This is a genomic window from Pseudomonas sp. FIP_A4 (assembly GCF_036701605.1).
In the GTDB taxonomy this organism is placed as follows: domain Bacteria; phylum Pseudomonadota; class Gammaproteobacteria; order Pseudomonadales; family Pseudomonadaceae; genus Stutzerimonas; species Stutzerimonas phenolilytica.
In genome coordinates this window covers 332,210-352,455 of record NZ_JAYDXP010000122.1, presented here as the reverse complement: position 1 = coordinate 352,455, position 20,246 = coordinate 332,210, and the positions used below count along the sequence as shown (strand labels likewise).

The following is a 20,246-nucleotide window of genomic DNA, read 5'->3' as shown; positions in this document are numbered from 1 at the left end:
GAAGCGGGCCATGTCCAGGCGCAGAAAAAGTGGTGTCATGCGGTCGCTGCAGGGCCTGGTCGCCGGACTGCTGGCGAGCCTGCTGGCCACCGCCGCGCAGGGGCAGGAGTCGTGGCGCGAGCAAGACATCCGCGCGTCCCGCCAAGTGCTGCGCGAGGCCACGATGGCGCAGGCGCCGGTCTACCAGGCCGATCCGCTGGGGCTGATGCTGGTGGTCGAGACTGGCGATTCTCACATCACGATCCTCGATGGCGACAAGTTCGAGCCCTTGCATCGCTTTGCCACCCGGGCGCAGCTGCATGGCAGTCCGACATTCACCCGCGACGGTCGCTACGCATTCTTCGTGTCCCGCGATGGCTGGGTGACCAAGTACGACCTGTGGACGCTGGAGGTCGTGGCCGAGGTGCGCGCGGGGCTGGACACCCGCAACATTGCCGTCGACCCGACGGGCGAGCACGTCGCCGTGGCCAACTACCAGCCCCATACCCTGGTGCTGCTGGATGGCGACCTGAACCTGCTCAAATCGATGCCGGCGCTCGACCAGAAGACGCAGCGCAGCTCCCGGGTGTCGGCGGTCTACAGCGTGCCGTCGAGACGGTCCTTCGTCGTGGCGATGAAGGACATCGCCGAGTTGTGGGAGGTCAGCTACGACCCGCAGGCTGAAGACATGGCGATCGGTCTGGTGCACGACTTCCAGTATCGGGAGGGCACCTTCGTCACGGGGTATCTCAATCCACGACGCATCGAGCTGGACGCGCCGCTGGATGATTTCTTCTTCAATCCAGATCAGGCCGAGCTGTTCGGCGTGTCGCCGCAGGGCGAGGTGCAGGTGATTCACCTGGATGCACGCCAGCGAATCGGCGGCTTGCCTTTGCAGGGGCGTCCGCACATGGGCACGGCCGTCACCTGGCGCCGCCAGGGGGTGACGCTGATGGCCAGCACCAACCTCAAGCTGCCGGAAGTTGCGGTGGTCGACCCGCAGCGGCGCGAACTGGTGCAACGTATCGCCCTGCAGGGGCCGGGCTTTTTCCTCGCCGGCCATGAGAACAGTCGCTACCTGTTCGTCGATTCGATGCTGGCGGCCGATTCGCGGCATGTGCTGCAGGCGATCGACCGGGAAACCCTGGAGGTCGCGCGACACTTCGCGGCCGAGCCGGGCGATACGCTGGCGCACGTCGAATTCACCCGTGACGGCCGCTACGCGCTGGCCAGTCTGTGGCGCGATGACGGTGCCGTGATCGTGTTCGATACGCAGAGTCTGGAGGATGTCAAACGCCTGCCGATGAAGCGGCCGGTGGGCAAATACAGCGTCTGGCGTGGCATCGAGTCCCAGCAGGGCGCTGCGCGTTAGCGTCGGTCGGGCTCGGGCGCTCGTCGGCGGCTGCGCTTGCAGCGGGTCGCTGCCCCTTTGACCGCCGTCATGGGCTAGAATACGCGCCCCGACTGCTCCCCTCTTCGAGGCTGTTCCGACGATGTTGATTCTGCGCGGCGCTCCCGCTCTTTCCGCCTTCCGTCACGGCAAGCTCCTGGCACAACTGACCGAGAAGGTCCCCGCCGTGAGCGGGCTGTATGCCGAGTTCGCCCATTTCGCCGAGGTTTCCGGCGCGCTTGGCGCGGAAGAGCAGCAGGTCCTGACCCGCCTGCTCAAGTACGGCCCCAGCGTGCCGGTGCAGGAGCCGGCCGGTCGGCTGTTCCTGGTGGTGCCGCGTTTCGGCACCATCTCTCCCTGGTCGAGCAAGGCCAGCGACATCGCCCACAACTGCGGCCTGGAGAAGATTCAGCGCCTGGAGCGCGGCATCGCCTACTACGTGCAGGGCGAGCTGTCCGACAGCGACGCCGAGCTCGTCGCCGCCGCGCTGCATGACCGCATGACCCAGCTGGTGCTCGGCCGCTTCGAGGAAGCCGCCAACCTGTTCAGCCATGCCCAGCCCAAGCCGCTCACTGCCGTGGATGTGCTCGGCGGCGGTCGCGCCGCGCTGGAAAAGGCCAACGTCGAGCTGGGCCTGGCGCTGGCCGAAGACGAGATCGACTATCTGGTACAGGCCTTCACCGGACTGGCACGCAACCCGCACGACATCGAATTGATGATGTTCGCCCAGGCCAACTCCGAGCACTGCCGCCACAAGATCTTCAATGCCAGCTGGGACATCGACGGCGAAAGCCAGGACAAGTCCCTGTTCGGCATGATCAAGAACACCTACCAGCTGCACAACGAGGGCGTGCTATCGGCCTACAAGGACAACGCCGCCGTCATCGTCGGCAGTGTTGCTGGCCGCTTCTATCCGAATCCGGAGACGCGCGAGTACGCTGCGAGCCAGGAGCCGGTGCACATCCTGATGAAGGTGGAGACCCACAATCACCCGACGGCCATCGCGCCGTTCCCCGGTGCCTCCACCGGCTCCGGCGGCGAAATCCGCGACGAGGGTGCGACCGGCCGCGGCGCCAAGCCCAAGGCCGGCCTGACGGGCTTCACCGTCTCCAACCTGAACATTCCCGGCTTCGAGCAGCCCTGGGAGAAGCCCTACGGCAAGCCCGAGCGCATCGTCACGCCGCTGGACATCATGATCGAAGGCCCACTGGGCGGCGCCGCGTTCAACAACGAATTCGGCCGCCCGGCGCTGACCGGCTATTTCCGCACCTTCGAGCAGGCGATCGACTCGCCGCGCGGCGAGGAAGTACGCGGCTACCACAAGCCGATCATGCTTGCCGGCGGCATGGGCAACATCCGTGAAGATCATGTGCAGAAGGGTGAGATCTCGGTCGGCGGCAAGCTGATCGTGCTCGGCGGCCCGGCCATGCTGATCGGCCTGGGCGGCGGCGCGGCGTCGTCGATGGCCACTGGTACCAGTTCGGCTGACCTGGACTTTGCCTCGGTGCAGCGCGACAACCCGGAAATGGAACGTCGCTGCCAGGAAGTCATTGACCGCTGCTGGCAACTGGGCGAGCGCAACCCGATCAAGTTCATCCACGATGTCGGCGCCGGCGGCCTGTCCAACGCCTTCCCCGAACTGGTCAACGATGGCGGTCGCGGTGGTCGCTTCGAGCTACGCAACATCCCCAACGACGAACCCGGCATGGCTCCGCACGAGATCTGGTGCAACGAATCCCAGGAGCGCTACGTGCTCTCGGTCGATGCCGCCGATCTGGAGCGCTTCGCCGCCATCTGCGAGCGCGAGCGTTGCCCCTTTGCGGTCGTCGGCGAGGCCACCGAGGAAGCGCACCTGACCGTCGCCGACAGCCACTTCGGCAACAAGCCGGTGGACATGCCGCTCAACGTGCTGCTCGGCAAGGCGCCGCGCATGCATCGCAGCGCACAGCGCGAAGCCGGGCAGGGCGATGATTTCAACGCCGCGTCGGTCTACCTCGACGAGGCCGTGGGCCGCGTGCTTCGCCACCCGGCGGTGGCGAGCAAGAGCTTTTTGATCACCATCGGCGACCGCAGCATCACCGGCCTGGTGGCGCGCGACCAGATGGTCGGCCCCTGGCAGGTGCCGGTGGCCGATTGCGCAGTGACCGCCGCCAGCTATGACGTCTGCACCGGCGAGGCGATGGCGATGGGCGAGCGCACGCCGCTGGCCCTGCTCGACGCGCCGGCCTCGGGGCGCATGGCGATCGGCGAGACGCTAACCAACCTGGCCGCAGCACGCATCGAGAAGCTCTCCGATATCAAGCTGTCGGCCAACTGGATGGCTGCTGCCGGCCACCCGGGCGAGGATGCGCGGCTGTACGACACCGTGCGAGCCGTCGGCATGGAGCTGTGCCCGCAACTGGGCCTGACCATCCCGGTGGGCAAGGACTCGATGTCGATGAAAACGCGCTGGTCGGACGAGGGCGCCGAGAAGAGCGTGACCTCGCCGCTGTCGCTGATCGTGTCCGGCTTCGCGCCGGTGGTCGACGTCCGCCAGACCTTGACCCCGCAGCTGCGTCTGGACAAGGGCGCCACCGACCTGATCCTGATCGACCTCGGCCGTGGGCAGAACCGCCTGGGCGGCTCGATCCTCGCCCAGGTCTACGGCAAGCTCGGCCGTGAAGTGCCGGATGTCGATGATGCCGAGGACCTGCGCGCGTTCTTCGCGGTCATCCAGGGGCTTAATGCCGATGGCCTGCTGCAGGCCTATCACGATCGCTCCGACGGCGGCCTGCTGACCACCGTGCTGGAAATGGCCTTCGCCGGCCACTGCGGCCTCGATCTGAATCTCGATAGCCTGCTGGACGACGCAGACGACGTACCGGCCGTGCTGTTCAGCGAGGAACTGGGTGCGGTCATCCAAGTGCGTCAGGACGATACTGAAATCGTGCTGGCGCAGTTCAGCGCCGCCGGCCTCGGCGATTGCGTCGCGGTGATCGGTCAGCCGACCAACAACGGTTACGTGTCGATCCGTCTCGCCGGCAGTGAAGTGTTCAGCGGCGACCGTCGCCTGCTGCAGCGCCAGTGGGCCGAAACCAGCTACCAGATCCAGCGCCTGCGCGACAACGCCGACTGTGCCGATCAGGAATTCGATGCGTTGCTGGAGGAAGACAACCCCGGCCTCAGCGTCAAGCTTGGCTTCGACGTCAACCAGGACATCGCCGCCCCGTACATCAAGCGCGGCGTGCGTCCGCAGGTGGCGGTGCTGCGTGAGCAGGGCGTCAACGGCCAGGTGGAGATGGCAGCGGCGTTCGATCGGGCCGGCTTCGCAGCGGTGGACGTGCACATGAGCGATATTCTCGCCGGGCGCGTCAGTCTCGAGGCGTTCAAGGGGTTGGTCGCTTGCGGCGGCTTCTCCTACGGCGACGTGCTCGGTGCCGGCGAAGGCTGGGCCAAGTCGATCCTGTTCCATGCTGGCGCGCGCGACGCGTTCCAGGCCTTCTTCGAGCGCAAGGACAGCTTCGCTCTCGGCGTGTGCAACGGTTGCCAGATGATGAGCAACCTGCACGAGCTGATTCCGGGCACCGAGAACTGGCCGCACTTCGTGCGTAACCGCTCGGAGCAGTTCGAGGCGCGCGTAGCGATGGTCCAGGTGCAGGATTCGCCGTCGATCCTGCTGCAAGGCATGGCAGGGTCGCGTATGCCGATCGCCATCGCTCATGGCGAGGGGCATGCCGAGTTCGCCAGCGAGGAGGCTCTGCTGCAGGCCGATCTGTCCGGCACCGTGGCGCTGCGTTACATCGACAATCACGGCAAGGTCACCGAGCGCTATCCGGCCAACCCCAACGGCTCGCCGCGCGGCATCACCGGCCTCACCAGTCGTGACGGCCGGGTGACCATCATGATGCCGCACCCCGAGCGGGTGGTGCGTGCCGTGACCAACTCCTGGCGCCCGGACGAGTGGCGCGAAGACGGCGGCTGGATGCGCCTGTTCCGCAACGCCCGCGTCTGGGTGGATTGATCACGCGGATCGATCCATAACGCACAAGCCCGATGGACCCCGTGGCCATCGGGCTTTTTTGCGCCCGGGTGCTGTCGCCGAGGAGGTGAACCCGGATCGTCTTACCGCGTCTTAGCTTTGATCGACCGCACCGTTTCGCTGTGCATCGTCATGCCAAAATGCCATCCATTGTCGGTGGGCACTGGTCCACCTCCCGTCTGGAGAACCCGATGTACAAGCTGTGTTTCTACGTTCCGGAGAGCCATCTGGATGCAGTCAAGAAAGCAGTGTTCGCAGCCGGTGCCGGCCGTATCGGCGCTTACGATAACTGCTGCTGGCAGACGCTCGGGCATGGCCAGTACCGTCCGCTGGAGAACAGCCAGCCTTTTCTCGGGCAACTGGGGCAGGTGCAACAGGTCGCTGAGTGGAAGGTCGAGCTGGTGGTTGCCGACGAGCTGATTCATGACAGCGTCAAAGCGTTGAAGAAGGCGCATCCCTACGAAACGCCGGCGTTCGATGTCTGGCGTCTGTCGGACATGCAGTTCTGACGGAACGAAATCGGGCGTCAAAGGCGCCCGCGGTGATTCAAGGCCGGATTTCGATCAGCGTACCGTTGCGCACCAACTGCCAGATTTCCTGCATGTCGGCGTTCTTCAGCGCAATGCAGCCCTCGGTCCAATCGAGGGTGTGGAAGAACCACTCAGGATACTCCTCGTCCAGCGGCGTGCCGTGCAGCATGATCATGTCCCCGGGCGGCACGCCCTGCGCCTCGGCGCGAGCGAGGTCGCGGGCGTTGGGGTAGGAGATGTGCATGGACAGATTGAATTTGTCGCTGGGCTTGCGCCAATCGATCCAGTAGAGCCCTTCGGGAGTGCGCTGGTCACCCTCGCGCAGCTTGGCGCCGGCTGGCTGTTTGCCGAGCGAGACGCGATAACTCTTGAGGGTCTTGCCACGGCTGAGCAGATGCAGCTGGCGTTCGGACTTGATGACCAGCACCTTGTCGATCGACGTCCCGTCCAGATGCGGCGTTGCATTGGCATGGGAAAGAGTGGCGAAGGTAAAACAGAAAACGGCGAACAGCCAGCGCATCTGAACTCTTCCTGCAATACGACGACATCAGACCTGGGGTTGCGATGGCATGGCGCCTGCTCGTACCGGGAGGGTCTGCTGCACCCGGTCAGTGAGGCGACATTCTAGGTTACCGGTGGATGCGCGCAAAGGCGGGCCGACCGGGAGCGCGTCTGCGTCGGCTCTGGGGATTCGGATATCGCCAGCGCATTGGCGAGCGACGCGACGGGCTGCAACATTCCAGGCGCTTTGCGGGTCATTGCTACGGAACACACGAGCCGGATCATCGGCTCCGCGCAACGACCCGCGTGCTGGTCCGGCACGCCGTTCAGGCTGGCGTACAGGGCGCTGCGGCGGGCCTTGGGCGGTTGCGCCTTTCATGCCATGATGCCGGTCAAAGATGAATTGAGATGATTATGCTGGATACCATTCTTCGCCGGGTGCGCGACTACTCTCCGCATCTTCTGGAGCCGGAGGGGCGACTGCCCGAGGCGGCCGTCCTGATGCCCATCACCCGAAGCGAGGATCCGGAGCTGGTGTTGACACTGCGCGCCAGCGGGCTGTCGACGCATGGCGGCGAGGTGGCGTTTCCCGGGGGGCGCCGCGATCCGGAGGATCGCGACCTCATGCATACAGCGTTGCGCGAGGCGGAGGAGGAGGTCGGTCTGGCGCCGGGCATGGTTGAAGTCATCGGGCCGCTGAGCAGCCTGATTTCGGTGCATGGCATTCATGTCACGCCCTACGTCGGCATCGTTCCCGATTACGTGGAGTATCGCGCCAACGACGCGGAGATCGCCTCGGTGTTCTCCGTCCCGCTGAGCTTCTTCTGTCAGGACCCTCGCGAGGTCACGCATCGTATCGATTATCAGGGGCAGAGCTGGTACATCCCATCTTACCGATATGGCGAATACCAAATCTGGGGGCTGACGGCGATCATGATCGTCGAGCTGGTGAATCTGGTTTACGACGCCGGTATCGAGATGCGCAAGGCCTCGGCATCTTTCATCGATCTCACCGGGCGCGCCGCACGCTGACAACCACCAGCACCGCGCCTTTTTCGTCGGAATTCAGAGAGGATCCGCATGTGAAATACCGTCTGGGAGAATCGCGCGTCCAAGCCCACCCGCAGAGCTGGGTTGCTCCGACGGCGACGCTGATCGGCAAGGTTCGTCTCGATGAAGGGGCGAGCGTATGGTTCGGCGCCGTGTTGCGTGGCGACAACGAGCTGATCCATGTCGGCCCGAACAGCAACGTTCAGGATGGCAGCGTGATGCACACCGACATGGGGCATCCGCTGACGCTGGGCACCGGTGTTACCGTCGGTCACAACGCCATGCTGCATGGCTGCAGCGTCGGCGATTACAGCCTGATCGGTATCAATGCGGTGATCCTCAACGGCGCGAAGATCGGCAAGCACTGCATCATCGGCGCCAATACGCTGATTGCCGAGGGCAAGGAAATACCTGACGGCTCGCTGGTGGTGGGCTCGCCAGGCAAGGTGGTGCGCGAGCTGAGCGAGGAGCAGAAGAAGATGCTCGAAGCCAGCGCTGCGCACTACGTACACAACGCCCAGCGCTACGCGCGCGAGCTGGAGGCGGACGAGTGAGCGACCGCGACAAGCCTGTCAGCTCGCCCTGCGTCAGCCTCTGCGCGTTGGGTGAGGACGACGTGTGCGTGGGCTGCCAGCGCAGCGCCGATGAGATTCGTCGCTGGGGGCTCATGGACAACGATGAGCGACGCCAAGTGTTGCGCCAGTGCGCCGAGCGAGCCCGCGCCAGCGGACAACTGATTTAGGTATGCGCATCGTGCGCCGCTGATTGACGAACGACGAGGACTTCCATGCCCCGAATTGGCACCCCGCTAACTGCCAGCGCCACGCGCGTCCTGCTGTGTGGCTCCGGCGAGCTCGGCAAGGAGCTGGTGATCGAGCTGCAGCGTCTGGGCGTGGAGGTGATCGCGGTGGATCGCTACGCCAACGCTCCGGCCATGCAGGTGGCGCATCGCTCCCATGTGATCGACATGCTCGTTGGCGCGGCGTTGCGCACTGTGATCGAGCAGGAGCAGCCGCACTACATCGTCCCGGAAATCGAGGCCATTGCCACTGCCACGCTGGTTGAACTGGAGGCCGAAGGTTTCACCGTGATCCCAACTGCGCGTGCCGCTCAGCTGACCATGAATCGCGAGGGTATTCGGCGCCTGGCAGCGGAGGAACTGGGCTTGCCGACGTCTCCCTATCATTTCGCCGACTCACTGGCAGAATGCCGGGCGGCGGCACTGGCGCTGGGCTTTCCCTGCCTGATCAAACCGGTGATGAGTTCGTCCGGCAAGGGGCAGACGCTGCTGCGCAGCGAGGCGGACATCGACGCCGCATGGGAATACGCGCAGGCCGGCGGGCGCGCCGGGCGTGGTCGGGTCATCGTCGAGGGATTCATCGATTTCGATTACGAGATCACGCTGCTCACGGTGCGGCATGCCGGCGGCAGCACCTTCTGCCAGCCGATCGGACACCGGCAGCAAAAGGGCGATTACCAGGAGTCCTGGCAACCGCAACCGGTTTGCGCTGCGGCGCTTGCCCAAGCCGAGCGAATTGCGCTGGCGGTGACCGACGCACTGGGTGGCCGTGGCGTGTTCGGTGTGGAGTTGTTCATCAAGGGCGAGCAGGTCTGGTTCTGCGAGATTTCGCCGCGTCCGCACGATACCGGCCTGGTTACGCTGGTATCGCAGGACCTTTCGGAATTCGCCTTGCATGCGCGGGCGATTCTCGGCTTGCCGATCCCGGCGATTCGCCAGCTCGGTCCCTCCGCCTCGGCCGTCATTCTGGCGGAGGGCGAGTCGACCGAGGTCTGCTTCGGCAATCTGGAAGGAGCGTTGTCTGAGCCGGACACGTCGCTGCGCCTGTTTGGCAAGCCGGGTGTCAGCGGCCAACGGCGGATGGGAGTGGCGCTGGCCCGCGACGTGTCGCTCGAGACTGCGCGGGCAAAGGCTCAACGCGCCGCGGCGGCGGTCAAGATTCAACTCTAGCGGTCGGGCCAGAGCGCCGCTTACTCGTCTCGAGGAGGCTCGATGGCCCAGGCGCGAACGCTTTTCACCCGGTTGTCCGCGGCCTGCAGGATTTCCAGCCGGTAGCGGCCGATCTGCAGGCATATACCGCTGTCGGGAATGTGTTCGAGGGCTTCGGTAATCAGCCCGTTGAGCGTCCTGGGCCCGTCGCAGGGAAGCTGCCAGCCGAGTGCCCGGTTGATCTCGCGCAGGTACGCGGCGCCATCGATCACCTGCGTGCCGTCGTCCTGAGGATGGATGTCTGGGCTGCGCAGGGTGTCCTGGTTGCTGAACTCGCCGACGATTTCTTCGAGGATGTCTTCCAGGGTCACGATCCCCATCACATCGCCGTACTCGTCGACGACGATGCCGATGCGGCGCTTCTGTTTCTGGAAATTGAGCAGCTGGGTGGAGAGCGACGTGTTCTCCGGCACGAAGTACGGCGGGCTGCAGGCCTCGAGCAGGCTGTCGCGGGTCAACTGATCATGGCTGAGCAGGCGGGCGATGTGCCGCATGTGGATGATGCCTTCGATCTGGTTGATGTCCTTGCGGAATACCGGCAGACGGGTGTGCGAGGTCGTGCGCAGTTGGCCGATGATGGTTTCCAGATCGTCTTCGAGATCGATGCCCGCGACTTCGTTGCGCGGAATCATGATGTCGTCCACTGTCACCCGCTCGAGATCCAGGATGCCGAGCAGCATGCTCTGGCGATTCAGCGGTAGATCGCTGCCGGACTCACGGACTACGCTGCGCAACTCCTCACTGGACAGGCTGTCGCTGCGTTTGGCGGTCGGATCGATGCCGGCCAGGCGCAGCAGGCCGTTGCTGATCCAGCCGAGCAGGGCGACCACCGGATACAGCACCTTCTGCAGTGCGGCCAGCGGCAGGCTGACTGGATAGGCCACCGTTTCCGGATGCAGCGCGGCGAAGGTCTTGGGCGCGATTTCGCCGAAGATCAGCAACAGCAGCGTCACGCCGAGGGTGGCGATGGCGATACCGGCTTCGCCCCACAGCTGCACGGCGATCACCGTAGCGATCGAAGATGCGAGGATGTTGACGAAGTTGTTGCCGACCAGAATGGTGCCTAGCAGCCGATCCGGTCGCGCCAGCAGGTCGATGGCGCGCCTGGCTCCGCGATGGCCTTCTCTGGCGCGATGGCGCAGGCGATAGCGGTTGAGGCTGAGCATCCCGGTTTCGGAGCTCGAAAAGAACGCGGAACATAGGATCAGGAAAACCAGCAGTCCGACCACTAGGCCGGGATGTAGATGTTCCACGTATCTGTCCCGTGTCTTAGATGTGCAGGATGAATTCGCGAACCAGCTTGCTGCCGAAGTACGCCAGCATCAACAGGCAGAAGCCGACCAGGGTCCAACGGATGGCCTTGTAGCCACGCCAGCCGAGCTGGTGGCGGCCCCACAGCAGCAGGCCGAAGACCACCCAGGCGACCACCGACAGCAGGGTTTTGTGCACCAGATGCTGGGCGAACAGGTCGTCAAGGAACAGCCAGCCGGACAGCAGCGAAGCCGAAAGCAGCAGCCAGCCGGCCCAGAGGAAGCCGAACAGCAGGCTTTCCATGGTTTGCAGCGGCGGGAAGTTGCGGATCAGCCCGGATGGGTGCTTGTTCTTCAGATGGTGATCCTGCAGCAGCAGCAGCAGCGCCTGGAACACCGCGATGGTGAGCATGCCGTAAGCCAGGATCGACAACAGGATGTGTGCCAGGATGCCCGCTTCTTCAGTAATCGCTGGCGCGGTGCCGGTCGGCGCGAACTGTGCGAACAGAACCGTCAGGCAGCCGAGCGGAAACAGCAACACCAGCAGGTTCTCAACCGGCATCCGTTGCAGGGCCAGGAGAATCAGCAGGATCACGGCGGCGGCGATCAGGCTTGAGGCATTGAAAAAGTCCAGGTGCAGGCCGCTCGGGGAAAGCAGCTGCATGAACAGGCTGGCGCCGTGCGCCAACAGTGCCAACGCGCCGAGAACGAGCAGCAGACGTTTGTCCGGGACAGAACGTTGTGCCAGACGCAAACTTTGATAGCCCGTGACGCCAGCATATAGAAGAGCGGCAGTGAGGCTGGGCAGCAGAGGGTGCATAGGTTCTGGTAGCGACTCGAAAGGCCGTGAGTGTGGCACAAACCCCCAAGGTGCAAAAGCGGCGGGAGGTCGCTTACATGAAAAGCATCATTGCCGGGGTACCGGCCGGATGCCCCGAGTCTCTATAATCGCTGCCTTCACCACATCCAACGTGGAACGCCTCATGTTCGAAAACCTAACCGATCGCCTGTCACAAACCCTTCGCCATGTCACGGGCAAGGCGAAGCTGACCGAGGACAACATCAAGGACACCCTGCGCGAGGTGCGGATGGCCCTGCTCGAGGCCGACGTCGCGCTGCCGGTGGTCAAGGACTTCGTCAACAAGGTCAAGGAGCGTGCGGTCGGCACCGAGGTGTCGAAGAGCCTGACGCCGGGCCAGGCGTTCGTGAAGATCGTGCGTGCCGAGCTCGAGGAGCTGATGGGTGCCGCCAACGAGGATCTGGCGCTGAGTGTCGCGCCGCCGGCAGTGGTGCTGATGGCAGGTCTGCAGGGTGCGGGCAAGACCACGACCGTGGGCAAGCTTGCGCGGCTGCTCAAGGATCGCAAGAAGAAGTCGGTGATGGTCGTGTCGGCCGACGTCTACCGTCCGGCGGCGATCAAGCAGCTGGAAACGCTGGCTGGCGAAGTGGGTGTGACCTTCTTCCCCTCTGATATCAGCCAGAAGCCGGTAGAGATTGCCCAGGCGGCGATCCGCGAGGCGCGGCTGAAGTTCATCGACGTGGTGCTGGTGGATACGGCTGGCCGTCTGGCCATCGATGCCGACATGATGGCCGAGATTCAGGCACTGCATGCGGCGATCAATCCTGTCGAGACGCTGTTCGTAGTGGACGCCATGACCGGCCAGGATGCCGCCAATACCGCACGTGCCTTTGGCGACGCGCTGCCACTCACTGGCGTGGTGCTGACCAAGGTCGATGGCGATGCCCGTGGCGGTGCCGCGCTGTCGGTACGTCACATTACCGGCAAGCCGATCAAGTTCCTCGGTATGGGCGAGAAGAGCGACGCGCTCGAACCGTTCCATCCTGACCGCATCGCATCGCGCATCCTCGGCATGGGCGACGTGCTCAGTCTGATCGAGCAGGCCGAGCAGACCCTCGATCGCGAGAAGGCCGAGAAGCTCACCAAGAAGCTAAAGAAGGGCAAGGGCTTCGACCTCGAGGACTTCCGCGACCAGTTGCAGCAGATGAAGAACATGGGCGGGCTCGGCGGGCTGATGGACAAGCTACCGTCGATCGGTGGCGTTAACCTTGCGCAGATGGGCAATGCCCAGGGCGCGGCAGAAAAGCAGTTCAAGCAGATGGAGGCCATCATCAACTCGATGACGCCGGCCGAGCGCCGCAATCCCGATCTCATCAGCGGTTCGCGCAAGCGTCGCATCGCGCTAGGCTCCGGTACCCAGGTGCAGGACATCGGTCGGCTGATCAAGCAGCACAAGCAGATGCAGAAGATGATGAAGAAAGTCACCGGCAAGGGTGGAATGGCCAAGATGATGCGCGGTATGGGCGGCATGTTCCCCGGTGGCGGGATGCCGAAGTTCTGAGCTGAGGCGGTACTTTGAACGACGGGTCGCCTGCAAGCGGCCCTGCTTGCCGGGATTACTTGTGGCTGGCAGCTTGAAGGTTGTCGCTTTTACTCGTAAAATGCGCGGCCTTTCGGGCCTAGGCCCATTTTAAGTGTGTGCCTTAAGTTAGCACCGACTACAGGAACGATGTTCACATGGTAACTATTCGTCTCGCCCGTGGCGGCTCCAAGAAGCGCCCTTTCTACCACCTGACCGTGACCAACAGCCGCAATGCGCGCGATGGTCGCTTCGTCGAGCGCATCGGTTTCTTCAATCCGATCGCCAGCGGTGCGGAAGTGAAGCTTTCGGTGAACCAGGAGCGCGCCGCGTACTGGCTGAGCCAGGGCGCCCAGCCGTCTGAGCGTGTTGCTCAGCTGCTGAAGGAAGCTGCCAAGGCTGCTGCCTGAATCGCATGAGCGCAACGTCTGCTCCGGCCGAGGATCTTATCGTCATCGGCAAGATCGTTTCGGTGCATGGCGTGCGAGGTGACGTAAAGGTCTACTCCTTTACCGATCCGATCGACAATCTGCTCGACTACCGTCACTGGACGCTGCGGCGAGGTGACGAGGTCAAGCAGGTCGAGCTGGTCAGGGGGCGCCTTCAGGGCAAGATCCTGGTGGCGTCGCTGAAAGGGCTGAATGATCGCGAGGTCGCGCGTTCGTACGCGGATTTCGAAATCTGCATTCCACGTACGGAACTGCCCGCGCTGGCCAGCGATGAGTACTACTGGTACCAGCTTCAGGGGTTGAAGGTCATCAACCAGCTCGAGCAGTTGCTCGGTGTTGTCGATCATCTGCTCGAGACCGGTGCCAATGACGTTCTGGTGGTCAAGCCCTGCGCCGGCAGCCTGGATGAGCGGGAGCGGCTGCTGCCCTATACCGATCAGTGCGTGCAGCGCATCGATTTGGAGCTGGGTGAGATGCGGGTCGACTGGGATGCGGACTTCTGAGCCTCATGTCTGGTTTGCGCGTTGAAGTCATCAGTCTGTTCCCAGAGATGTTCGCTGCGATCCGCGATTACGGGATAACCAGTCGCGCGGTCAAGCAGGGGCTCTTGCAGCTGTGCTGCTGGAACCCGCGGAGCTACACCGACGATCGTCATCAGACCGTGGATGACCGACCATTCGGTGGCGGCCCCGGAATGGTGATGAAGATCCAGCCGCTGGAGCGCGCCTTGACGGACGCACGTCATGTGGCTGGGGAAGCGGCGAAGGTGATTTATCTTTCGCCGCAGGGGCGTCAGCTGAAACAGGCGGATGTCCGGCAGTTGGCGAAGGAGGAGGCATTGATCCTCATCGCTGGCCGCTATGAAGGTATCGACGAGCGTTTCATCGAAGCGCACGTAGATGAGGAGTGGTCGATCGGTGATTACGTGTTGTCCGGTGGCGAGCTGCCGGCGATGGTGCTGATCGATGCAGTGACCCGTCTGCTCCCCGGAGCGTTGGGCCATGCTGATTCCGCCGAGGAGGATTCGTTTACTGACGGCCTGCTCGACTGTCCGCATTACACGCGACCTGAGGTGTATGCGGACAAGCGTGTTCCTGAAGTGCTGCTCAGCGGCAACCATGAACACATCCGGCGCTGGCGTTTGCAGCAGTCCCTTGGGAGAACCTGGGAGCGCCGTGCCGATCTTCTGGATAGCCGCTCGCTTTCTGGAGAAGAACAGAAGCTGCTGGAGGAGTACATCCGCCAGCGGGACGATAGTTAACGCAACGTATCGATGGCAGGCCATAAGGGCTTGTCTTAGGAGCACAGCATGACCAACAAGATCATCCAGCAGCTCGAAGCCGAGCAGATGAACAAAGAAATCCCGGCATTTGCCCCTGGCGACACCGTGATTGTCCAGGTGAAGGTGAAGGAAGGCGATCGTCAGCGTCTTCAGGCCTTCGAAGGTGTGGTGATCGGCAAGCGTAACCGCGGCCTGAACAGCGCCTTCACCGTCCGTAAGATCTCCAACGGTGTGGGTGTCGAGCGTACCTTCCAGACCTACAGCCCGGTCGTCGACAGCCTGAGCGTCAAGCGCCGCGGCGACGTACGCAAGGCCAAGCTGTACTATCTGCGCGATCTGTCCGGTAAGGCCGCACGCATCAAGGAAAAGCTGTCCTGAGAGCGCATTTCTCGATGCACGAAAAAAGCAGCCTGCGGGCTGCTTTTTTTATGCCCGTCCCCCACGTTATTGCCGGTGAGGCACGGGCGGTGCTGAGTGGCAGATTCGCGGGTAATTTACGAGAGTCTCGATATGCCGGCACTACACGATCCAATCATTGATCGTTTTCTGGATGCGCTGTGGCTGGAGAAAGGCCTAGCAGACAATACGCGCGACGCCTATTGCAGTGACCTTGCCCTGTTCAATGGTTGGCTCGCGGAGCGTGGGGCTTCCCTGGTCGGTGTGGGCCGCGACGCCATTCTCGATCACTTGGCCTGGCGCCTGGCCAATGGCTACAAGGCGCGTTCGACCGCGCGGTTTCTCTCCGGTATGCGTGGCTTCTATCGCTATCTGCTGCGTGAAGGTTTGGTGGAGAGCGATCCGACGCTGAGGATCGAGCTGCCGCGACTGGGCCGATCGCTACCCAAGGCCTTGTCCGAGGCCGACGTCGAAGCGCTGCTGGCCGCGCCGGATATTGGTGATGCGCTTGGCCTGCGCGACCGCGCGATGCTCGAGGTGCTCTACGCCTGCGGCCTGCGCGTCAGTGAGCTGGTAGGTCTGCGTCAGGAGCAGATAAGCCTGCGCCAGGGTGTATTACGCACCTTCGGCAAGGGCAACAAGGAGCGCCTGGTGCCGCTGGGCGATGAAGCCATGTACTGGCTGGAGCGCTATCGACGCGACGCGCGTGGCCTGTTGCTTGGCGATAAGCTGGGCGATGTCGAATTTCTGAGTCGGCGAGGCGATCCGATGACACGCCAGACGTTCTGGCATCGAATCAAACTGCATGCCAGGCAGGCCGGGATCGCTGCCGCCATCTCGCCGCATACCCTGCGGCATGCCTTTGCAACGCATCTGCTCAATCATGGCGCCGATCTGCGTACCGTGCAGATGCTGCTTGGCCACAGCGATCTATCGACTACGCAGATCTATACGCACATCGCGCGCGCGCGCCTGCAGGCGCTGCATGCCGAGCACCATCCGCGGGGCTAGCTGCGAGTGGTTGAGGAAAATCGCACCAATCTGCGACGCGCTTCGGTGTTTGTGCCTGTCGGCTTGCATGCAACGATTTGCAGGCGGCTGCTGTGATAGGCTGTACGCCTTTTCTCGACCGTCGTTGCAGGAGTTTTCATGGGCGCGATTCGTTTGTTTACCGTCGTGGTCGCCAGCCTGGCCAGTACCTTCGTCTTCGCTGCTGACCCTGATCAGGCGATTCGCAAGACGCTGCAAACGGCTCAGCCGGACCTGCCGATCGAGGCGATTGCCGAAAGTCCGATGTCGGGGCTCTATCAGGTGCAGCTGAAGGGCGGTCGCCAGCTTTACGCCAGCGCCGACGGCCAGTTCGTCTTGCAGGGCTTCCTCTATCGTTTTCAAGACGGCCGGGCAGTCAACCTTACCGAACAGGCGCAGAGTCAGTCGGTCGCGCGGGAGATCGACGCGATTCCGGCGAGCGAGATGGTGGTGTTCGCGCCGAAGAATCCGAAAACCCACATCACCGTCTTCACCGACACCGATTGCGGCTATTGCCAGAAGCTGCATAGCGAGGTTCCCGAGCTGAACCGTCTGGGCGTGGAGGTACGGTACGTCGCCTTTCCGCGCCAAGGCATGGGTAGTCACGGTGCCAATACTCTGACCAGCGTCTGGTGCGCGAAGGATCGCCAGGCCGCGATGAACTTGGCCAAGGCGCGTAAGGATGTGCCGCAGGCCAGCTGCGACAGCCCGATTGCCAAGCAGTACGCTCTCGGCCAGCTGATCGGCGTGCAGGGTACGCCTGCCATTATCCTCGCCGACGGTCAGATGATTCCTGGTTATCAGCCCGCACCGCAGCTGGCGGAGCTGGCGCTGCAGGCCAACTGACGGCTGGCCCGAGCTGATTCGTCGCCACGCCTCGGCGGGTCGATGCGCAATCCGCCGAGGCGTGCACCTGATGGTGGGCTCGTGCCTCGGCCGGGCGCGGTACGACATTGCTAGGGGCAGCAAAAGCCTCAGCGCACAGGCGGATGAGTTGCTGGCGTAGCGGCATCGGCGGCTGGGCCTGGCTGGTGTCGATGACGCGGCGATGGCCGATTGACTAACGGCGACGCCCTTCGTAATGTGCGACTCTTTTGTTCGGCCGGTGCCCCCGGTCGATCGCCGTAAATGGGGGAGTGCAGCTTGAAACCGGTGAAAGTTGGCATCTGTGGGCTGGGAACCGTCGGTGGCGGTACCTTCAATGTGCTCAAGCGCAACGCCGAGGAGATTGCCCGCCGCGCCGGACGTGGCATCGAGGTCGCGCAGATCGCCACACGCCAGCCAAACCCCAAGTGCGACACCACCGGCACCCCGGTAACCGATGACGTGTTCGACGTCGTCAACAATCCCGAGATCGATATCGTCGTAGAGCTGATCGGCGGTTATACGCTGGCGCGCGAGCTGGTGCTCAAGGCCATCGATAACGGCAAGCACGTGGTTACCGCCAACAAGGCGCTGATCGCTGTCCACGGCAACGAACTGTTCGCCAAAGCCCGCGAGAAGGGCGTGATCGTCGCATTCGAGGCGTCGGTGGCCGGTGGCATTCCGGTAATCAAGGCGATTCGCGAAGGGCTGGCCGGCAACCGTATCAACTGGGTGGCCGGGATCATCAACGGCACTGGCAACTTCATTCTCACCGAGATGCGCGACAAGGGGCGGGCCTTCGCGGACGTGCTCAAGGAGGCACAGGCACTGGGTTACGCCGAGGCCGATCCGACCTTCGATGTCGAAGGCATCGACGCTGCGCACAAGCTGACCATCCTAGCTTCCATTGCCTTCGGCATTCCGCTGCAGTTCGACAAAGCCTATACCGAAGGCATCGGCCAGCTGACTACCGCCGACGTCAACTATGCCGAAGCGCTGGGTTATCGTATCAAGCACCTAGGTGTGGCACGTCGCACCGAAGCGGGTATCGAGCTGCGCGTGCACCCGACTCTGATTCCCGCGGATCGCCTGATCGCCAACGTCAATGGCGTGATGAATGCAGTGATGGTCAATGGCGATGCCGTGGGCAGCACGCTTTACTACGGCGCCGGGGCCGGCATGGAGCCGACCGCATCGGCGGTGGTGGCCGATCTCGTCGATGTCGCCCGTGCGCTGACCACCGACCCGCATAATCGCGTGCCGCATCTGGCATTCCAGCCGGATTCGCTGTCCGATCACCCGATCCTGCCGATTACTGCCTGCGAGAGCGCGTACTACCTGCGCATCCAGGCCAAGGATCATCCGGGTGTGCTGGCGCAGGTCGCCACCATCCTCTCCGAGCGCGGGATCAACATCGAGTCGATCATGCAGAAGGAAGTCGAGGAGCATGATGGCCTGGTGCCGGTGATTCTGGTCACCCATCGGGTTGTCGAGCAGCGCATCGATGACGCGATTGCCGCGCTCGAAGCGCTCGACGACGTGGCGGACAAGGTCGTGCGGATTCGCGTCGAACAACTGAACTAACCGGAGCTTACGAGCCGTAGGCCTTGCTGCTTGCGGTTTCAGGCTCAAACCGAAGGTTTGCAAAATGCGCTACATCAGTACCCGCGGCCAGGCTCCGGCCCTGAATTTCGAAGATGTGCTGCTGGCCGGTCTGGCCAGCGACGGCGGCCTCTATGTGCCGGAAAACCTGCCGCGCTTCACCGTCGAGGAGATCGCCTCCTGGGCGGGGCTGCCGTACCACGAGCTGGCTTTCCGGGTGATGCGGCCGTTCGTCAGCGGCAGCATTCCGGATGCCGATTTCAAGCAGATTCTCGAGCAGACCTACGCCACTGGCGAAGGTGGCGTATTTGCCCACGCTGCGGTGGCGCCGCTGCGCCAGCTGAACGGTAACGAGTGGGTGCTGGAGCTGTTCCACGGCCCGACCCTGGCGTTCAAGGATTTTGCCCTGCAGCTGCTCGGCCGCCTGCTCGACTACGTGCTGGCCAAGCGCGGCGAGCGCGTGGTGATCATGGGTGCGACCTCCGGCGATACCGGCTCGGCCGCCATCGAAGGTTGCCGCCGCTGCGAGAACGTCGACATCTTCATCCTGCATCCGCATAACCGAGTGTCGGAAGTGCAGCGCCGGCAGATGACCACCATCGCCGGCGACAACATCCACAACATCGCCATCGAAGGCAACTTCGACGACTGCCAGGAGATGGTCAAGGCCAGCTTCGCCGACCAGGGCTTCCTCAAGGGCACCCGGCTGGTGGCGGTCAACTCGATCAACTGGGCGCGGATCATGGCCCAGATCGTCTACTACTTCCATGCGGCGCTGCAGCTGGGTGGTCCTGCACGTTCGGTAGCGTTCTCGGTGCCGACTGGCAACTTCGGCGACATCTTTGCCGGTTACCTGGCGCGCAACATGGGCCTGCCGGTGAGCCAGCTGATCGTCGCCACCAACCGCAACGACATCCTGCACCGCTTCATGTCCGGCAATCGCTACGACAAGGACACCCTGCACCCGTCGTTGTCGCCGTCGATGGATATCATGGTGTCGTCCAACTTCGAGCGTTTGCTGTTCGACCTGCACGGGCGTAATGGCAAGGCCGTGGCTGATCTGCTGGATGCGTTCAGGGCCAGCGGCAAGTTGTCGGTCGAGGAAGACCGCTGGACCGAGGCGCGCAAGCTATTCGATTCGCTTGCGGTGGATGATGCGCAGACCTGCGCGACCATTGCCGAAGTGTTCCGCGAAACCGGTGAATTGCTCGATCCGCACACCGCGATTGGCGTGCGCGCCGCGCGTGAATGTCGACGCAGCCTGAGCGTGCCGATGGTGACGCTGGGCACCGCTCATCCGGTGAAGTTCCCTGAGGCAGTGCAGAAGGCAGGAGTGGGCAAGGCGCTCGGGCTGCCGGTGCACCTGGCCGATCTGTTCGAGCGGCCTGAGCGCTGCACGGTGCTGGCCAATGAGTTGAAGGCGGTTCAGGCCTTCGTCAGTCAGCATGGTAATCGCGGTAAGCCGCTGTAAGCGGAGCGCAGCAAGGTAAAAGGCCAGTCGCGAGACTGGCCTTTTACAT

General features: G+C 63.4%; 19 protein-coding genes. 16 read left to right on the top strand and 3 right to left on the bottom strand.

All coding sequences use genetic code 11. The features are described from left to right. Positions 1-37: 37 nt before the first annotated feature. From U8L64_RS11755 to U8L64_RS11745, 3 genes are all read left to right on the top strand, one after another. The gene (locus U8L64_RS11755) at positions 38-1,351 is read left to right on the top strand and encodes a cytochrome D1 domain-containing protein (RefSeq protein ID WP_333397540.1); all 1,314 of its coding nucleotides are present in this window, start codon (positions 38-40) and stop codon (positions 1,349-1,351) included. Positions 1,352-1,472: 121 nt separating this feature from the next. Next, positions 1,473-5,369 (top strand): phosphoribosylformylglycinamidine synthase, encoded by a 3,897-nt coding sequence (gene purL / locus U8L64_RS11750; RefSeq protein WP_333397538.1) that lies wholly within the window; start codon positions 1,473-1,475, stop codon positions 5,367-5,369. 209 nt (positions 5,370-5,578) lie between these two features. Next, positions 5,579-5,896 (top strand): Nif3-like dinuclear metal center hexameric protein, encoded by a 318-nt coding sequence (locus U8L64_RS11745; RefSeq protein ID WP_043295906.1) that lies wholly within the window; start codon positions 5,579-5,581, stop codon positions 5,894-5,896. Positions 5,897-5,933: 37 nt separating this feature from the next. Here U8L64_RS11745 and U8L64_RS11740 read toward each other — a convergent pair whose 3' ends face one another. Further along, positions 5,934-6,437 (bottom strand): L,D-transpeptidase family protein, encoded by a 504-nt coding sequence (locus U8L64_RS11740; RefSeq protein WP_043295907.1) that lies wholly within the window; start codon positions 6,435-6,437, stop codon positions 5,934-5,936. Positions 6,438-6,832: 395 nt separating this feature from the next. Here U8L64_RS11740 and U8L64_RS11735 point away from each other — a divergent pair, with 395 nt between their 5' ends. From U8L64_RS11735 to purT, 4 genes are read left to right on the top strand one after another with little or no spacing between them, the layout of a single operon-like run. Next, a complete protein-coding gene (locus U8L64_RS11735) occupies positions 6,833-7,450 on the top strand; it encodes a CoA pyrophosphatase (RefSeq protein WP_043296375.1) in 618 nt (205 codons plus the stop codon). Between the two features lie 50 nt (positions 7,451-7,500). Next, complete coding sequence (locus U8L64_RS11730; protein ID WP_043295908.1) at positions 7,501-8,022, top strand: gamma carbonic anhydrase family protein; 522 nt, start codon at positions 7,501-7,503, stop codon at positions 8,020-8,022. Continuing rightward, positions 8,019-8,210, top strand: a complete 192-nt coding sequence (locus U8L64_RS11725; protein WP_333397531.1) for a DUF1289 domain-containing protein — start codon at positions 8,019-8,021, stop codon at positions 8,208-8,210. The genes U8L64_RS11730 and U8L64_RS11725 overlap by 4 nt, the downstream gene beginning before the upstream one ends. Before the next feature lie 45 nt (positions 8,211-8,255). Continuing rightward, complete coding sequence (purT, locus tag U8L64_RS11720) at positions 8,256-9,437, top strand: formate-dependent phosphoribosylglycinamide formyltransferase (protein WP_333397528.1); 1,182 nt, start codon at positions 8,256-8,258, stop codon at positions 9,435-9,437. Positions 9,438-9,457: 20 nt separating this feature from the next. Here purT and U8L64_RS11715 read toward each other — a convergent pair whose 3' ends face one another. Together U8L64_RS11715 and U8L64_RS11710 are read right to left on the bottom strand one after the other, a co-directional pair. Next, positions 9,458-10,729 carry an HlyC/CorC family transporter gene (locus U8L64_RS11715; RefSeq protein WP_333397525.1) on the bottom strand — a complete coding sequence of 424 codons (1,272 nt, stop codon included), beginning with the start codon at positions 10,727-10,729 and terminating at the stop codon, positions 9,458-9,460. A 16-nt stretch (positions 10,730-10,745) separates the two neighbouring features. Next, the gene (locus U8L64_RS11710) at positions 10,746-11,546 is read right to left on the bottom strand and encodes a cytochrome C assembly family protein (RefSeq protein WP_043295911.1); all 801 of its coding nucleotides are present in this window, start codon (positions 11,544-11,546) and stop codon (positions 10,746-10,748) included. A 163-nt stretch (positions 11,547-11,709) separates the two neighbouring features. On the opposite strand from U8L64_RS11710, the gene ffh reads away from it, so the two are divergent. The 9 genes from ffh to thrC all read left to right on the top strand — a co-directional run bounded on the left by ffh (position 11,710) and on the right by thrC (position 20,197). Continuing rightward, entirely contained in the window at positions 11,710-13,086 is a 1,377-nt protein-coding gene (gene ffh, locus U8L64_RS11705; RefSeq protein ID WP_138299388.1) for a signal recognition particle protein, read from the top strand. Between the two features lie 176 nt (positions 13,087-13,262). Then, positions 13,263-13,514: a 30S ribosomal protein S16 gene (gene rpsP / locus U8L64_RS11700; RefSeq protein ID WP_009867795.1), complete on the top strand. Its 252-nt coding sequence runs from the start codon at positions 13,263-13,265 to the stop codon at positions 13,512-13,514. A gap of 5 nt (positions 13,515-13,519) precedes the next feature. Next, the gene (rimM, locus tag U8L64_RS11695) at positions 13,520-14,056 is read left to right on the top strand and encodes a ribosome maturation factor RimM (protein ID WP_043295913.1); all 537 of its coding nucleotides are present in this window, start codon (positions 13,520-13,522) and stop codon (positions 14,054-14,056) included. A gap of 5 nt (positions 14,057-14,061) precedes the next feature. Then, positions 14,062-14,814 carry a tRNA (guanosine(37)-N1)-methyltransferase TrmD gene (trmD, locus tag U8L64_RS11690; RefSeq protein ID WP_333397515.1) on the top strand — a complete coding sequence of 251 codons (753 nt, stop codon included), beginning with the start codon at positions 14,062-14,064 and terminating at the stop codon, positions 14,812-14,814. A gap of 48 nt (positions 14,815-14,862) precedes the next feature. Continuing rightward, positions 14,863-15,213 carry a 50S ribosomal protein L19 gene (gene rplS, locus U8L64_RS11685; RefSeq protein WP_003287109.1) on the top strand — a complete coding sequence of 117 codons (351 nt, stop codon included), beginning with the start codon at positions 14,863-14,865 and terminating at the stop codon, positions 15,211-15,213. Between the two features lie 132 nt (positions 15,214-15,345). Continuing rightward, a complete protein-coding gene (xerD, locus tag U8L64_RS11680; protein WP_054093659.1) occupies positions 15,346-16,242 on the top strand; it encodes a site-specific tyrosine recombinase XerD in 897 nt (298 codons plus the stop codon). A 138-nt stretch (positions 16,243-16,380) separates the two neighbouring features. Then, entirely contained in the window at positions 16,381-17,106 is a 726-nt protein-coding gene (locus U8L64_RS11675) for a thioredoxin fold domain-containing protein (RefSeq protein WP_054093671.1), read from the top strand. Between the two features lie 297 nt (positions 17,107-17,403). Continuing rightward, positions 17,404-18,708: a homoserine dehydrogenase gene (locus U8L64_RS11670; RefSeq protein ID WP_043295916.1), complete on the top strand. Its 1,305-nt coding sequence runs from the start codon at positions 17,404-17,406 to the stop codon at positions 18,706-18,708. Positions 18,709-18,772: 64 nt separating this feature from the next. Further along, on the top strand, positions 18,773-20,197 hold the full coding sequence (thrC, locus tag U8L64_RS11665) for a threonine synthase (protein ID WP_054093672.1): 1,425 nt from the start codon (positions 18,773-18,775) through the stop codon (positions 20,195-20,197). Positions 20,198-20,246 lie beyond the last annotated feature (49 nt).

Bases quoted from the DNA above. Each gene is read 5' to 3' on its own strand.
- U8L64_RS11755 (WP_333397540.1), top strand. From the start codon at position 38: ATGCGGTCGCTGCAGGGCCTGGTCGCCGGACTGCTGGCGAGCCTGCTG.
- U8L64_RS11675 (WP_054093671.1), top strand. From the start codon at position 16,381: ATGGGCGCGATTCGTTTGTTTACCGTCGTGGTCGCCAGCCTGGCCAGT.
- U8L64_RS11710 (WP_043295911.1), bottom strand. From the start codon at position 11,546: ATGCACCCTCTGCTGCCCAGCCTCACTGCCGCTCTTCTATATGCTGGC.
- ffh (WP_138299388.1), top strand. From the start codon at position 11,710: ATGTTCGAAAACCTAACCGATCGCCTGTCACAAACCCTTCGCCATGTC.
- rpsP (WP_009867795.1), top strand. From the start codon at position 13,263: ATGGTAACTATTCGTCTCGCCCGTGGCGGCTCCAAGAAGCGCCCTTTC.
- purL (WP_333397538.1), top strand. From the start codon at position 1,473: ATGTTGATTCTGCGCGGCGCTCCCGCTCTTTCCGCCTTCCGTCACGGC.
- U8L64_RS11735 (WP_043296375.1), top strand. From the start codon at position 6,833: ATGCTGGATACCATTCTTCGCCGGGTGCGCGACTACTCTCCGCATCTT.
- rimM (WP_043295913.1), top strand. From the start codon at position 13,520: ATGAGCGCAACGTCTGCTCCGGCCGAGGATCTTATCGTCATCGGCAAG.
- trmD (WP_333397515.1), top strand. From the start codon at position 14,062: ATGTCTGGTTTGCGCGTTGAAGTCATCAGTCTGTTCCCAGAGATGTTC.
- U8L64_RS11740 (WP_043295907.1), bottom strand. From the start codon at position 6,437: ATGCGCTGGCTGTTCGCCGTTTTCTGTTTTACCTTCGCCACTCTTTCC.
- xerD (WP_054093659.1), top strand. From the start codon at position 15,346: ATGCCGGCACTACACGATCCAATCATTGATCGTTTTCTGGATGCGCTG.
- rplS (WP_003287109.1), top strand. From the start codon at position 14,863: ATGACCAACAAGATCATCCAGCAGCTCGAAGCCGAGCAGATGAACAAA.
- thrC (WP_054093672.1), top strand. From the start codon at position 18,773: ATGCGCTACATCAGTACCCGCGGCCAGGCTCCGGCCCTGAATTTCGAA.
- U8L64_RS11745 (WP_043295906.1), top strand. From the start codon at position 5,579: ATGTACAAGCTGTGTTTCTACGTTCCGGAGAGCCATCTGGATGCAGTC.
- purT (WP_333397528.1), top strand. From the start codon at position 8,256: ATGCCCCGAATTGGCACCCCGCTAACTGCCAGCGCCACGCGCGTCCTG.